Here is a 13653-nt window from a genome sequence, read left to right on the forward strand (position 1 = left end):
AGGGCTACGGCTCGAGTTCCACGTCCCAGTAGAGATAGTCCATCCAGCTTTCGTGCAGATAGTTGGGCGGGAACAGCCGGCCGTTGTTGTGCAGGTCCTGGACCGTCGGCTTGAAGGGCTTCTGCAGCGGCCACATCTTGGCCTGCGCCGGCATCATGCCGCCCTTCCTGAGGTTGCAGGGCGAGCAGGCGGCGACCACGTTCTCCCAGGTCGTCGCGCCGCCGCAGCGTCTGGGCGTCACGTGGTCGAACGTCAGATCCTCCGGCGTACCGCAATACTGGCACTGGAAGCGGTCGCGCAGGAAAACGTTGAACCGCGTGAAGGCGGGATGGCGCGACGGCTTGACGTAACTCTTGAGGCTGACGACGCTCGGCAGCTTCATCGAGAAGGTCGGCGAAGAAACCTGGTGCTCGTACTCGGCGACGATGTTCACGCGGTCGAGGAACACCGCCTTGATCGCGTCCTGCCAGGACCAGAGCGACAGCGGATAGTAGCTGAGCGGCCGGTAGTCGGCATTGAGAACCAGAGCCGGCAGCCCGTCCGGGGACACCGCGATCGTCACTTGCGACTCCCTTCTCGGACCACGTTGCGATGCGCCGCGATAGTGTCGACGGGAGATGACAGCAGTGTGAACCGACCCGCACCCTGTGCGGACCGGGGCCTTGTCGCGCGGATCGCTCTATGTGCCAGGCTTATGAAGGCGGCGCACCCTCCCGATCTCGGATATGCCGATAATACGCCCAGAAAAGCCGCGACGCCACCCCTCGATGCGGGGCCCATGTTTCGGCGATCCGGCGGAGCGCGTCCTCGGCCGGCCTCGGGTCGATGCCGAGGGCGTGGCCGACGGCGGTCTGCAGCGCCACGTCGCGGGCCGGAAAGACGTCGGGATGGCCGGCCGCGGACAGGAGATAGACCTCCGCCGTCCAGCGCCCGATGCCGCTGACCGACGTCAGGGCGGCGATCGCCTGCTCCGCGTCGAGGTCGCAGAGCCGGACGAGATCAAGCCCGCCGAGCACGGCCTCGCTTGCCGCGCGCAGCGTGCGCACCTTCGGCCGGGACAGCCCGGCCGCCCGGAACACGGTGTCATCGGCGGCGAGGGCATGCGGCGTCAACGGATCGACCAGGCTCGCCAGCCTGCCGAAGATGGCGTCGGCGCTGGCGCGCGAGACCTGCTGGGCGACGACGATCGAGACAAGGCTGGCGAAGCCGGGCTCGGCGCGGCGCAGCGGCACGTCGCCGGCCAGCGCCCTCACCTTCTCCAGCCGCGGGTCGGCGGCGCAGAGCCGGTCGAGCGCCGCGACGACGTCGTCGATATGGTCGATCCGGCCTGGCATCCCTTGTGCGCTCATGGTCCGACGGATAGCAATCCGCTGATGACGACGCCAACCCGAAAACCCGTCGCTCCTGACAGTGCGGCCCGGTTCCGATGAGCCGACCGGTGTTTCGCTTCGCGCCGAGCCCGAACGGCGAGCTTCACCTCGGCCATGCCTACTCGGCGCTGCTGAACCAGCGGATGGCGCGGGCCGCGGGCGGCCGGCTCCTGCTGCGCATCGAGGACATCGACACGGCGCGCTGCACCCCGCAATTCGAGGAGGGCATCTACCGCGACCTCGACTGGCTCGGCATCGCCTGGGAAACGCCGGTGCGCCGCCAGTCGGAGCATTTCGACGACTATGCGGGCCTATTGCGGACACTGATCGCGCAGGAACTGGTTTATCCGGCCTTCATGAGCCGCGGCGAGGCTCGCGCCCATATCGCCGAAGCCGAGGCAGGCGGGCGATCCTGGCCGCGCGATCCGGACGGCGTTCCCGTCTACCCCGGCCTCGACAGGCGGCTCGGCGAGCGCGAACGCAAACGGCGCATCGCCGACGGGCAGCCCTTCGCCTGGCGCCTGGATACGGGATTGGCGCTCGCAGGGCTGAGCGGGCCGCTGGCCTGGGACGAACTGTCGGGGGAAACGGGTCTGGCGCGGACGGTCGAGGCGGACCCCGAGGCGTGGGGCGACGTGATCCTGGCACGCAGGGAAATCGCGACGAGCTACCACCTGTCCGTCGTCGCCGACGACGCCGGACAGGGCGTCACCCATGTCGTACGCGGACGCGACCTCTACAGCGCCACAGCCATCCACCGCCTGCTGCAGGAACTGCTCGGCCTGCCGGCCCCGGCCTATTGCCATCACCGCCTGATCCTCGGCCCGGACGGCCGCAAGCTCTCGAAAAGCCTCGGCGACACCGGGCTTGCCGCCCTGCGCGCGGCCGGTCGCACGCCGCAGGAGATAGAGGAGATGGTCGGGCTTTGAGGGTCAGACGCGGCCGACGCCGGCCTTGATGAGCGCGAGCAGGCTGACCGTGGCGAAGGCGCCGCCCAGGCCCCACGCCACCGCCAGCTTGAGGTCGCGCAGGCTGATGCCCCAACTGTTGGCGAGCAGAACCGCGAGGAAGAAGCCGAGGGTGAAGAGCAGCATGTTGCCGGTCGGGCCGAAACCGTCGTCGCGCATGATGGCGTCGAGCGCGGCCCCGAAAAAGAAGGCAAGGACGGCGACCGTCGCCACCGCCATCATCAGCCAGCCCGGCTCAAGGTTCCAGATCATGTCTGCCCTTTCCGGCGATCGGCGGAGCAGGTGCAGGCGCGGCCCCGCCACCGTTCCGCGATTCAATGCGCCTGATGTTATGGATCAATCGTTTCGCTTTGATTGCCCGAATGATTGGCATTAGAGCGAAACCGTCCACGCTTCTCCAACCATTGGCGCCACAATGACCTCCGCCAAGCGGCTTATCCCCGCAGCCTTCGTGTTCCTCTGGGCAACCGGCTTCATCGGGGCGCGCTATGCGATGCCCTGGGCGGAGCCGTTCACCTTCCTGGCGGCGCGCTTCGCCATCGCCTTCGCCCTCCTTGCCGCCGCCGCCCTGCTGTGGCGCTCCGCCCGCTTCGGCACGCGCGACACGCTGATGGCCGGCATCGCCGGCATGCTGATGCACGGCGTCTATCTCGGCGGCGTCTTCTGGGCGATCCGCCACGGCATGCCGGCGGGCCTGTCGGCGCTGATCGTGGGGCTGCAGCCGCTGATCACCGCCGTGCTCGCTGGCAGCCTGCTCGGCGAGCGCATCCTGCCGCGCCACTGGGCCGGGCTGGCCGCCGGGTTCGCCGGCGTCGTCGTCGTGCTGGCCCCGAAGCTCGGCGCGATCGGCGGCGGCGTGACCGTTGCGACGCTCGTCGCCTGCTTCATCGCGGTTGCCGGCATGAGCGCCGGCACGATCTGGCAGAAGAAGTTCCTGTCCGGAAGCGACCTGCTGGCCGGCACGTGCTGGCAGTATGCCGGCGCGGCGCTGATGATGACCGTGTTCTCCTTCGCCTTCGAGACGCGCTCAGTCACGCTGAACGGCGAGCTCGTCTTCGCCATGGCATGGCTGGTCCTGGTGCTGTCGATCGGCGCGATCGGGCTCCTGATGGTGATGATCCGCGACGGCGAGATGTCCAAGGTGGCCTCGCTGTTCTACCTCGTCCCGGCGGTCACCGCGCTGATCGCCTGGGCGCTGTTCGGCGAGGAGCTGTCGCTGGTGCAGATCGCCGGCATGGCGCTCGCGACATTCGGCGTCGCGCTGGCGACGCAACGCGCGCCCGCGACGGCCGCCTAGCGCGGAACCCGCGCCCGCGCCTCGAAATAGTGGCTGATGGCGGCGTTGAGCTCGCCCCCGAGGATGAAGATCATCGAGACGATGTAGAGGAAGACGACCGCCACCATGATCGAGGCGAGGCCGGCATAGGTGGTGACGTAGGACGAGAAGCGATCGAGATAGCCGGCGAAGATCGTCGAGCCGACCAGCCAGCCGATCAGCGTGAAGATGATGCCGGGCACGATGTCGACGAAACGCCGCTTGCCGGCGGGCAGCCAGACATGCACGGCGACCAGGCCGAGCACGATGACCATCGAGGCGATGACGAAGCGCCAGAGCGTGATGGTGCCGAGATAGGGCTCGATCCACTCGAACCGCGCCAGCGCCAGGCGCACCATCAGCGGCGCGAAGACCAGCAGCACGCTGATGGCGAGGAAGCCGATCGTGGCGATCAGCACGAAGGCGAGGCTCTGCACGCGCCGGAAAAGGAAGGAGCGGGTCTCGACGACCCGGTAGGCGCGGTTGAGCGCGGTGCGCAGCGATTCGATGCCGTTGGAGGCGAAAAACGCCGCCAGCAGCGCGCCGTAGGTCAGGAGGTCGCTGCGCTGCACCGTCAGCACGTTGACGACCTCGCGCGAGATCGGCGCGGCGATCTGTTCGGGCCATGTGTCGAAGACGAGGTGGACCGCCGTCTCGGCAAACGCGTCCGCCCCGAGGAAGCTTGCCAGCGTCGTCGCGAAGATGAGGAACGGGAACAGCGCCATCAGGGCGGTGATCGCCAGATGGCTCGCCATCGACCAGCCGTCGTCGTAGTTGAAGTGGCCAAATGCGTCGAACAGGATGCGCTTCAGCGCGACGACCCTGCGCATTCAGTTGGCTTCCACGGCTGGCCGGACCAGGATCACGCTCGCCCTCCGTAACGTCGTGCAGTCATTGTTTCCCGCATCCGAATATGGGAAGGGATTGCCGAAAATGGCAAGTCTTGAACGGTATCGGCCGACGGCATGAGCGAAATGCGCACGATCATCGTGACCGGGGCGTCGTCCGGCATCGGCGCCTATTGCGCGCGCGCGCTCAAGGCCGAGGGCTGGCGCGTCATGGCCACCGCGCGGCAGCCGGCCGACATCGCCGCGCTGGAGGCCGACGGCATCGAGGCCTTCTACCTGGACTATCGCGAGCCGGCTTCGATCGCCCGCCTGGTCGACGACGTGCTGGCGAGGACCGGCGGGACGATCGACGCGCTGTTCAACAACGGCGCCTATTCGCAGCCGGGCGCCGTCGAGGACATCGGCACCGACGTGCTGCGCGAACAGTTCGAGGCGAACTTCTTCGGCTGGCACGACCTGACGACGCGCATCGTGCCGGTGATGCGCAGGCAGGGCCGCGGCCGCATCGTGCACTGTTCGTCGATCATGGGGCTGGCCCCGTTCAAGTTCCGCGGTCCCTACGCGGCCTCGAAATACGCGCTCGAGGGGCTGATGCTCTGCCTGCGCTCGGAACTGCAGGAGACGGGCATCCACGTCTCGCTGATCGAGCCCGGCCCTGTGAAATCGAAAATCGCCACCAACGCGCTCGCCTGGTTCTTGAAGAACGTGGACCACCAGAATTCGGTGCATCGCGATGCCTACCAGCTGCAGCTCGACCGGCTGAACGCCGGCGGCAGCGTGTCGCGGCTGAAGCCCGGCCCCGAAGTGGTGCATGCGGCGCTGCGCCACGCGCTGCATGCCCGCAGGCCGAAACCGCACTATGTTGTGACCTGGCCGGCGCGATTCGCGGTCGCGATGAAACGGGTGCTGCCGGCCGCAACCCTCTACCGCATGCTCGCAGCCCGCTCGTAACCGACGTTAGGACCCGCCCGATGACAACCGTGCTCAACATCCTGGCCATCCTGGTGATGATCGCCGTGGTCGTCGTGCTGATCCGCGGCCTCGCCAACATGCTGCGGGGCGGCTCCGGCAACACCTCGAACAAGCTGATGCAGATGCGCGTCCTGCTTCAGTTCATCGCGCTGGTGCTGATCATGGTCGCGGCCTATCTCGCCGGCCGGTCCTGAGGGCCCGATGGTCAAGCTCAACAAGATCTACACCCGGACCGGCGACAGCGGCACGACCGGCCTCGGCGACGGCGGACGGCGGCTGAAATCCGATCCGCGCGTCGAGGCCTACGGCACGGTGGACGAGGCCAATGCCTGCATCGGGCTGGCGCGCCTGCACACCCTGGCCGCCCACCCCGAACTCGACGCGATGCTGGGTCGCGTGCAGAACGACCTCTTCGACCTCGGCGCGGACCTGTGCACGCCCGACACCGGCAAGCCGCTGGACTACGAGCCGCTGCGCATCATCGCCGCGCAGACCGCCCGCGTCGAAACCGAGATCGATACCCTCAACAAGAACCTGAAGCCGCTCCGGTCCTTCGTGCTGCCGGGTGGCACCCCGGCCGCGGCGGCCCTGCATCTCGCCCGCACCGTCAGCCGCCGCGCCGAACGCATGATGGTGGCGCTTGCGCAGGTCGAGGGCGAGCACGTCAATCCGGAAGCCATCCGCTACATCAACCGCGTTTCCGACCTGCTGTTCGTCGCCGGTCGCGCGGTGAATGACAACGGAGAGGCCGACGTGCTATGGGTTCCGGGCCAGAACCGCTAGCCGGCCGCCGGAGGCATGGAGCGAGAAGCCAGCGATGTTCATCCCGCTCCACGACGCCAACAGCCTGAAGCACATCCGGCTGCAATACGTCACCATCGGCCTGATCATCGCCAACGTGCTGATGTTCTTCCTGACCGCCTTCGGCACGGAGCAGGCGACCACCGCGGTCGCCTACGGGCTCGGCTACATCCCCTCCGTCGCCTTCGGCTACGCCGAACTGCCGCCCGAACTCGTCTTCCTGCCCGAGGACATGACCTACGTGTCCTACGCCTTCCTGCATGGCGACATCTTCCACCTGGGCGGCAACATGCTGTTCCTGTGGGTGTTCGGCGACAATGTCGAGGATGCGCTCGGCCACGTGAAGTTCCTGATCTTCTACCTGCTCTGCGCGGTCGCCGGCGCGCTGTTCCACGGCATGCTCGCGCCCGACTCGCAGGTGCCGCTGATCGGCGCGTCGGGAGCGATCGCCGGCGTCGTCAGCGCCTACCTGATCCTGCATCCGCGCGTGAAGATCTGGATCCTGGCGTTCGGCCGCATCCCGCTGCGCATCCCGGCCTTCATCGCGCTGGCGCTCTGGATCCTGTTCCAGTTCGCCATGTTCCTGGCCGGCGGCGAGGAGCAGATCTCCTGGGCCTGCCATATCGGCGGCATCGTCGCCGGCGCGCTGCTGGTGCTGGTCCTGCGCAACCGCGACGTGCCGCTGTTCGACCGCCAGATCGTGACGCCGCGCGCCGTCGTGGTGGAGCAGCCGAGCGCGGTCCGCCCTGTCAGGGCGGAACCCGCGCCGCGCTGGGGCCGGCAGTGACTGAACCGATTTGAGCCGTCCCGCGATATTGACGCATGCGGCGGCCCAAACTAGGGTCCGCGCGCTTTTCGGGCCTGTCGCCGGCGAAAAGCACGGCGACAGGTCCATTTTTGCGCCAGGAATGTCGAATATCGACAACCAAGCTTTGCGCGGCGCTGCTAGATGCGCCTTGAAATCTACGGAGAGGCTTTAGACCATGAAAGTTCTGGTGCCCGTGAAGCGGGTGGTCGACTACAACGTCAAGATCCGGGTGCGGCCTGATGGCTCGGGCGTCGAGCTGGCCAACGTCAAGATGTCGATGAACCCGTTCGACGAGATCGGCGTCGAGGAGGCGATCCGGCTGAAGGAGGCCGGCAAGGCCGAGGAGATCGTGGTGGTGTCGATCGGCCCGGCGCAGGCCGCCGAGACGCTGCGCACGGCGCTGGCGATGGGCGCCGACCGGGCGATCCTGGTCAAGGTCGACGATCTGGTGGAGCCGCTCGGCGTCGCCAAGGTTCTGAAGGGCGTGGTCGAGGCCGAGAAGCCCGGCCTGGTGATCCTCGGCAAGCAGGCGATCGACGACGACGCCAACCAGACCGGCCAGATGCTGGCGGCGCTGCTCGGCTGGAGCCAGGGCACCTTCGCCTCGAAGGTCGAGATCGAAGGCGACAAGGCCAAGGTGACGCGCGAGGTCGACGGCGGGCTGCAGGTGGTCGAGGTCAGGCTGCCGGCGATCGTGACGACGGACCTGCGCCTGAACCAGCCGCGCTATGCGTCGCTGCCCAACATCATGAAGGCCAAGAAGAAGCCGCTGGATGAGAAGACGCCGGCCGACTACGGCGCCGACGTGTCGGCGAGGCTGAAGGTGCTGAAGACCGAGGAGCCGGAAGGCCGCAAGGCCGGCGTCAAGGTCAAGGACGTGGCCGAACTCGTGTCCAGCCTGAAGACGGCCGGCGTTCTCTAGGGGCGAAAGGAAAACAAAAATGGCAATCCTCCTCATCGCCGAACACGACAACCACAGCCTGTCCGACCAGACCGCGAAGACGCTGAGCGCCGCGAGCGGGATCGGCTCCGACATCGACGTGCTGGTGGCCGGCAACGGCGCCAGGGCGGCGGCCGACGCGGCGGCCAGGCTCTCGGGCGTGCGCAAGGTGCTGCTCGCCGAGGCGCCGGAACTGGAGAACCGGCTGGCCGAGCCGCTGGCGGCGTTGATCGTGTCGCTGGCCGACGGCTACGACACCATCATCGCGCCGGCGACGACGTCGGGCAAGAACGTCATGCCGCGGGTCGCCGCACTGCTCGACGTGATGCAGATCTCGGAGATCGTCGAAGTGGTGTCGGCCGACACCTTCAAGCGCCCGATCTACGCCGGCAATGCGATCCAGACGGTGCAGTCGGGCGACGCCAGACGCGTGATCACCGTGCGCACCGCCTCGTTCCAGGCAGCGCCCGAGGGCGGCTCGGCTCCGGTCGAGAGCGTCTCGGCGGCGACCGATCCCGGCCTGTCGAGCTTCGTCGAAAGCCGCCTCTCCGGCGGCGAGCGGCCGGAACTCACCTCGGCGAAGATCATCATCTCGGGCGGACGCGCGCTCGGCTCCTCGGAGAAGTTCCGGGAGGTCATCCTGCCGGTCGCCGACAAGCTGGGCGCCGCGGTCGGCGCATCGCGGGCGGCGGTCGACGCGGGCTATGCGCCGAACGACTGGCAGGTCGGCCAGACCGGCAAGGTGGTCGCCCCCGACCTCTACATCGCCTGCGGCATCTCCGGCGCCATCCAGCATCTCGCCGGCATGAAGGACTCGAAGGTCATCGTCGCCATCAACAAGGACGAGGAGGCGCCCATCTTCCAGGTCGCAGACTACGGCCTCGTCGGCGACCTCTTCACCATCCTGCCAGAGCTCGAAAAGGCGCTTTGACGCCCCCGCGCGCATCGTATTAAATTTGGGAGGCCGGGGTGGACGAAACCGCCCCGGCCTCTTAGTGTGCGGCGCACAAAAACGGGCCGAAGCGGCCTTCGACGGGATCGGTAAGATGACAATCGAGACGGTAGGCGTCATTGGCGCCGGACAGATGGGCGGCGGCATTGCGCAGGTCTCCGCGACATCCGGCTACCAGGTGCTGCTCTACGACATCGCCCCCGAGCGGATCGAGGCCGGCCTGGCCACGATCAGCGGCAATCTCGCCCGCATGGTGGGCTCCGGCAAGCTCTCCGAGGAGGACCGCAAGGCGGCGCTGTCGCGCATCGCGCCGGCGACCGAACTGAGCGCGCTGGCGGCCGCAGACCTCGTCATTGAGGCGGCCACAGAGGACGAAAGCGTCAAGCGCAAGATCTTCTCGCAGCTCTGCCCGAAGCTCAATCCGCAGGCCATCCTCGCCACCAACACATCGTCGATCTCGATCACCCGCCTCGCCGCCGCGACCGACCGGCCGGAACGCTTCATGGGCGTGCACTTCATGAACCCGGTTCCGGTCATGAAGCTGGTCGAACTCGTGCGCGGCATCGCCACGGACGACGCCACCTTCGAGGCGGCGAAGTCGTTCGCCGCGAAGCTCGACAAGACGGTGACGGTGTCGGAGGATTTTCCGGCCTTCATCGTCAACCGCATCCTGCTGCCGATGATCAACGAGGCGATCTACACGCTGTACGAAGGCGTCGGCTCGGTCGACGCGATCGACACCGCGATGAAGCTCGGCGCCAACCATCCGATGGGGCCGCTGCAGCTTGCCGACTTCATCGGGCTCGACACCTGCCTGTCGATCATGCAGGTGCTGCATGACGGCCTGTCGGACTCCAAGTACCGGCCCTGCCCGCTGCTGGTGAAGTATGTCGAGGCCGGCTGGCTCGGCCGCAAGACCGGCCGCGGCTTCTACGACTATCGCGGCGAGCATCCGGTCCCGACCCGGTAAGCCTCTTTCCACGAGGGGTCGTCCCTCCGGGGGGACACGGCGAGACGAGCAATGCCGGCGCATTGCGCGCGCGCCGCGGACATGCCACCACAGCGGGCAGCCTCGCCGCCCCGGGAACCGCATGGCCTATCTGCTGCTCGCCAACCTCATCCTGATGACCGCCATCGTCGCGGTCGGAGCCGGCTTCGGGCTGCGCGCCTACCGCAAGCGCAGCCGTTCGCGCCGGCACTCGCGCCGGGCCGGCGATCCGGCCCGCGACTATGCGGTGCGCCAGGACTGGCGCGGCAGCGCGGGCAAGCTCAACTACTCGTCCTTCGTCTATTTCGACGTCGATCGCGACGGCCGCTACAGCCTTGGCGACCGGCCGATGGGCGGCATCGCGGCGCGGCTCGCCAATGCCGACGGACGGCACATCCTGACCTCGCGCAGCAACGGCAACGGCTTTGCCAACTTCACCATGTCGCTGGGGCGGAGCAGTGCCCATATCGCCCGCCCGGGCGTCTACCGGTTCACCGTCTCGGTGCCGCCGGGCTGGGAATGCACCAGCGGCAACGCCGTCCAATCGAGGGATTTCAGGGAAATTGCAGGCGCCCCTTCGGGCATCGGTTCGGACGAGATGGTGACGCCGGTCGGCCTCGCGCCGCTGCGCATGCTGAGCGGACGCGCCGGCGCTTCGGCGGCGACGGCGACGATCCTGAAGGCGGGGCAGGTCCTGGCGACGCAGGCGCTCGACGCGCAGGCTGCCTTCCGCTTCCGCCTGCCCGACGAGGCCGACGCCGTGCTGATCGAAGGCGCGGGGCCGGCCCGCCGCCTTGCGCTGTCGCCCTATCCGGCCGAAGTCGGCCTCCTGGCGCCCGAGCGCACACCCGTTCCGCACGACGCCGCGCTCGAGACGATCCGTTTCGACGACGTCACGCCGCGCGGCCTGCGCAAGGTGCCTTCGGGCTACGCCGGACTGAACTGGTTCAACCTGAACGCCATGTCGCGCGACTTCGCCAGCGGCAGCGAGGGGTATGTCAACGGCACCGTGTCCGGCGACCATTCCTGCTACACCAGCAGCGGCCACCCCGCCGAGTTCTGGAGCGACCGGCCCTTCGGCTTCCACTCGCTGATGATCGCGTCCGCCTGGCTGCGCGCCGAAGGTGAAACGGCGCTGATCGAGAGCTGGAGCGGGGAACGGCTGGTGGCCCGCGACGAGATCCACGTATCGGCGCTGACGCCGATCCACTACGCGCCGATGCTCAGCGACATCACGCGCGTGCGGCTATCCTCGGAACACTACTGGCAACTGGTGATCGACGACCTCGTGCTGGCCCGCTAGCAGGCCAGCCGGCCCGCGGCCCCTGTCGGCGTCCGGTCAGCCAGCGCCGTTGACCCCGGCGCTTGCGCCGCCTGCCGCGACCGTCGAAAGCACCTCGCGCTTTGACAGCACCGGCTTAACATAGGCTCGCTTCATCGGGACCTCCTCAGTCAGCGAGCGCAAAGAGAGTATACAGCCGTGCGGTTGTCAATGCGCGGCCATACAGCCTGCATGCCAGACGCAGGCGCGTCGCGCTAAGGCTTGGCAGTGGCCGCGCCGACCAGCGCCTTCGCGTCGTCGCCTGACCAGTGGGCCGGTCCGTTCATGTGGGCGAGCAGGCATCCCTCGGCGTCGATCAGCAGCGTGACCGGCAGGCCGAGCGCCAGTCCGCGCTTCTTCAGGTCGTTGAACAGCGAAAGCGTGTTGTCGCGGTAGTAGCCGAGCGTGTCGATGCCGGTATCGGCGAGGAATTTCTTCGGCTTGGCGTCGTCGCCGGTGTCGACATTGACCGCGATGACCTCGAACGCGTCGCCGCCGGCATCCCGCTGGAGCGCGTCGAGCGCCGGCATCTCCTCCCGGCACGGGAAGCACCAGGTTGCCCAGAGGTTCAGGAGCACGGTCTTGCCTGCGCGATCCGCCAGCGTCATCGGCTTGCCCTCGGGGTCGTTGAAGGCGAGCGCCTTCAGCGATTGCGGCGGGTCGGCCGCGAGCATGGCGGCGACGTCGCCCCTGGCGGATGCCGCGATGGAGGCAGCCCGGTCGGCCTTGGCGGTGCAGGCCGCGACATCGGCCTCGCTTACCGACGCGGCCGGCGCGACGGCGCCGTTGTTGCCAGCAGGGCGGCTCGTGACATATACCGCGACCGCGCCGGCAAGCGCACCCGCGATCCCGGCGATCAGGACAAGGCGCAGGGCCGGGAACAACGATCTTTTTTCTTCGGCCATGCGGACCTCACCGAATTCTTTCACTCTGGCGCCCGGTTATCACGATGAGCGACGACACGAGAAGTAACATACGCGGCAACCAGATGTGGGGTGGGCGTTTTGCCTCGGGTCCCGCAGCCATCATGCAGGCGATCAACGCCTCGATCTCCTTCGACAGGAAGCTGCACGCCGAGGACATCCGCGGCTCGATCGCACATTCGGAGATGCTGGCCGAAAAGGGCATCCTGACGAAGGCCGACCAGAAGAAGATCGCCAAGGGGCTGAAGACGATCCTCGCCGAGATCGAGGGCGGCGCCTTCGCCTTCTCCGAGAAACTCGAGGACATTCACATGAATGTCGAGGCGCGGCTTGCCGAACTGATCGGTCCGACCGCCGGCCGGCTGCACACGGCCCGCTCGAGGAACGACCAGGTGGCGGTCGACTTCCGGCTCTGGGTGAAGAACGAATGCCTGCGCGTCGCTGAGGCGCTCAAGGGGCTGATCGCGGTATTCCTGCGGCGCGCCGAGGAGCACGCGGCGACGGTCATGCCGGGTTTCACCCACATGCAGGCGGCGCAGCCGGTGACCTTCGGCCATCACTGCATGGCCTATGTCGAGATGTTCTCGCGCGACCTCTCCAGGGTCCGCGACGCCATCGAGCGCATGGACGAGAGCCCGCTCGGCGCGGCCGCGCTCGCCGGCACCGGCTTCCCGATCGACCGTCACATGACGGCGAAGGCGCTCGGCTTCAGGGAGCCGACGCGCAACTCCCTGGATTCGGTATCCGACCGCGACTTCGCGCTCGAATTCCTGTCGCTCTCGGCGATCTGCGGCACCCATCTGTCGCGGCTGGCCGAGGAGATCGTCATCTGGTCGACGCCGCAGTTCGGCTTCATCAGGCTGTCGGACAGCTTCTCGACCGGCTCGTCGATCATGCCGCAGAAGAAGAACCCCGACGCGGCCGAACTGGTGCGCGCCAAGACCGGCCGCATCAACGGCCATCTGGTCGCGCTGCTGACCGTCATGAAGGGCCTGCCGCTGACCTATTCGAAGGACATGCAGGAAGACAAGGAAGCGGTGTTCGACGCGGCCGAGACGCTCGACCTGATGCTCGCCGCGATGACCGGCATGGTGGGCGATATGACGGTCGACCAGGTGGCGATGAAGCGCGCGGCCGGCGCCGGCTTCTCGACCGCCACCGACCTTGCCGACTGGCTGGTCAGGACGCTCGGCATGCCGTTCCGCGAGGCGCACCACGTGACGGGCCGCGCGGTCGCGCTTGCCGAGGAGAAGAAGGTCGGGCTGGAAAAGCTGGCGCTGGCCGACCTGCAGGAGCTGCATCCCGGCATCACGCAGGACGTGTTCTCGGTACTGTCGGTGCAGAATTCGGTGAAGAGCCGCGTCAGTTACGGCGGCACGGCGCCGAGCGAGGTCAGGAAGCAGATCCGGGCCTGGAAGAAGCGACTGGCCAAGCTCTGAGCGCGCCC

Annotated in this window: 16 protein-coding genes; 11 read left to right on the forward strand and 5 right to left on the reverse strand. The window is 67.7% G+C overall.

What is annotated here, in order from left to right:
- Positions 1 to 4: 4 nt before the first annotated feature.
- Together ABUE31_RS06340 and ABUE31_RS06345 are read right to left on the reverse strand one after the other, a co-directional pair.
- Entirely contained in the window at positions 5 to 562 is a 558-nt protein-coding gene (locus ABUE31_RS06340; RefSeq protein WP_367722687.1) for an HNH endonuclease, read from the reverse strand.
- 130 nt (positions 563 to 692) lie between these two features.
- Positions 693 to 1334, reverse strand: a complete 642-nt coding sequence (locus ABUE31_RS06345; protein WP_367722688.1) for a DNA-3-methyladenine glycosylase family protein — start codon at positions 1332 to 1334, stop codon at positions 693 to 695.
- A gap of 92 nt (positions 1335 to 1426) precedes the next feature.
- On the opposite strand from ABUE31_RS06345, the gene gluQRS reads away from it, so the two are divergent.
- Positions 1427 to 2299, forward strand: coding sequence for a tRNA glutamyl-Q(34) synthetase GluQRS (gene gluQRS / locus ABUE31_RS06350; RefSeq protein WP_367722689.1), 873 nt, complete (start codon positions 1427 to 1429; stop codon positions 2297 to 2299).
- A 3-nt stretch (positions 2300 to 2302) separates the two neighbouring features.
- On the opposite strand, the gene ABUE31_RS06355 is transcribed toward gluQRS, so the two are convergent.
- Complete coding sequence (locus ABUE31_RS06355; protein WP_367722690.1) at positions 2303 to 2590, reverse strand: hypothetical protein; 288 nt, start codon at positions 2588 to 2590, stop codon at positions 2303 to 2305.
- Positions 2591 to 2753: 163 nt separating this feature from the next.
- Here ABUE31_RS06355 and ABUE31_RS06360 point away from each other — a divergent pair, with 163 nt between their 5' ends.
- On the forward strand, positions 2754 to 3635 hold the full coding sequence (locus ABUE31_RS06360) for a DMT family transporter (protein WP_367722691.1): 882 nt from the start codon (positions 2754 to 2756) through the stop codon (positions 3633 to 3635).
- On the opposite strand, the gene ABUE31_RS06365 is transcribed toward ABUE31_RS06360, so the two are convergent.
- Positions 3632 to 4483, reverse strand: a complete 852-nt coding sequence (locus ABUE31_RS06365; protein ID WP_367722692.1) for a YihY/virulence factor BrkB family protein — start codon at positions 4481 to 4483, stop codon at positions 3632 to 3634. The genes ABUE31_RS06360 and ABUE31_RS06365 overlap by 4 nt on opposite strands.
- 135 nt (positions 4484 to 4618) lie before the next feature.
- On the opposite strand from ABUE31_RS06365, the gene ABUE31_RS06370 reads away from it, so the two are divergent.
- The 8 genes from ABUE31_RS06370 to ABUE31_RS06405 all read left to right on the forward strand — a co-directional run bounded on the left by ABUE31_RS06370 (position 4619) and on the right by ABUE31_RS06405 (position 11265).
- Entirely contained in the window at positions 4619 to 5452 is an 834-nt protein-coding gene (locus ABUE31_RS06370; protein ID WP_367722693.1) for an SDR family oxidoreductase, read from the forward strand.
- A gap of 20 nt (positions 5453 to 5472) precedes the next feature.
- Positions 5473 to 5667: a twin transmembrane helix small protein gene (locus tag ABUE31_RS06375; protein WP_367722694.1), complete on the forward strand. Its 195-nt coding sequence runs from the start codon at positions 5473 to 5475 to the stop codon at positions 5665 to 5667.
- A 7-nt stretch (positions 5668 to 5674) separates the two neighbouring features.
- Positions 5675 to 6256, forward strand: a complete 582-nt coding sequence (locus ABUE31_RS06380) for a cob(I)yrinic acid a,c-diamide adenosyltransferase (protein ID WP_367722695.1) — start codon at positions 5675 to 5677, stop codon at positions 6254 to 6256.
- Positions 6257 to 6290: 34 nt separating this feature from the next.
- Entirely contained in the window at positions 6291 to 7061 is a 771-nt protein-coding gene (locus ABUE31_RS06385; RefSeq protein WP_367722696.1) for a rhomboid family intramembrane serine protease, read from the forward strand.
- A 196-nt stretch (positions 7062 to 7257) separates the two neighbouring features.
- Positions 7258 to 8004, forward strand: a complete 747-nt coding sequence (locus ABUE31_RS06390) for an electron transfer flavoprotein subunit beta/FixA family protein (protein WP_367722697.1) — start codon at positions 7258 to 7260, stop codon at positions 8002 to 8004.
- Positions 8005 to 8023: 19 nt separating this feature from the next.
- Positions 8024 to 8953, forward strand: a complete 930-nt coding sequence (locus tag ABUE31_RS06395; protein WP_367722698.1) for an electron transfer flavoprotein subunit alpha/FixB family protein — start codon at positions 8024 to 8026, stop codon at positions 8951 to 8953.
- 115 nt (positions 8954 to 9068) lie between these two features.
- Positions 9069 to 9944, forward strand: coding sequence for a 3-hydroxybutyryl-CoA dehydrogenase (locus tag ABUE31_RS06400; protein ID WP_367722699.1), 876 nt, complete (start codon positions 9069 to 9071; stop codon positions 9942 to 9944).
- Between the two features lie 121 nt (positions 9945 to 10065).
- A complete protein-coding gene (locus ABUE31_RS06405; protein WP_367722700.1) occupies positions 10066 to 11265 on the forward strand; it encodes a hypothetical protein in 1200 nt (399 codons plus the stop codon).
- A 233-nt stretch (positions 11266 to 11498) separates the two neighbouring features.
- Here ABUE31_RS06405 and tlpA read toward each other — a convergent pair whose 3' ends face one another.
- Positions 11499 to 12188 (reverse strand): thiol:disulfide interchange protein TlpA, encoded by a 690-nt coding sequence (gene tlpA / locus ABUE31_RS06410; RefSeq protein WP_367722701.1) that lies wholly within the window; start codon positions 12186 to 12188, stop codon positions 11499 to 11501.
- Between the two features lie 44 nt (positions 12189 to 12232).
- On the opposite strand from tlpA, the gene argH reads away from it, so the two are divergent.
- Positions 12233 to 13645: an argininosuccinate lyase gene (gene argH, locus ABUE31_RS06415; protein ID WP_367722702.1), complete on the forward strand. Its 1413-nt coding sequence runs from the start codon at positions 12233 to 12235 to the stop codon at positions 13643 to 13645.
- Positions 13646 to 13653 lie beyond the last annotated feature (8 nt).

It is taken from the genome of Mesorhizobium marinum, assembly GCF_040813675.1.
GTDB lineage: Bacteria > Pseudomonadota > Alphaproteobacteria > Rhizobiales > Rhizobiaceae > Mesorhizobium_K > Mesorhizobium_K marinum.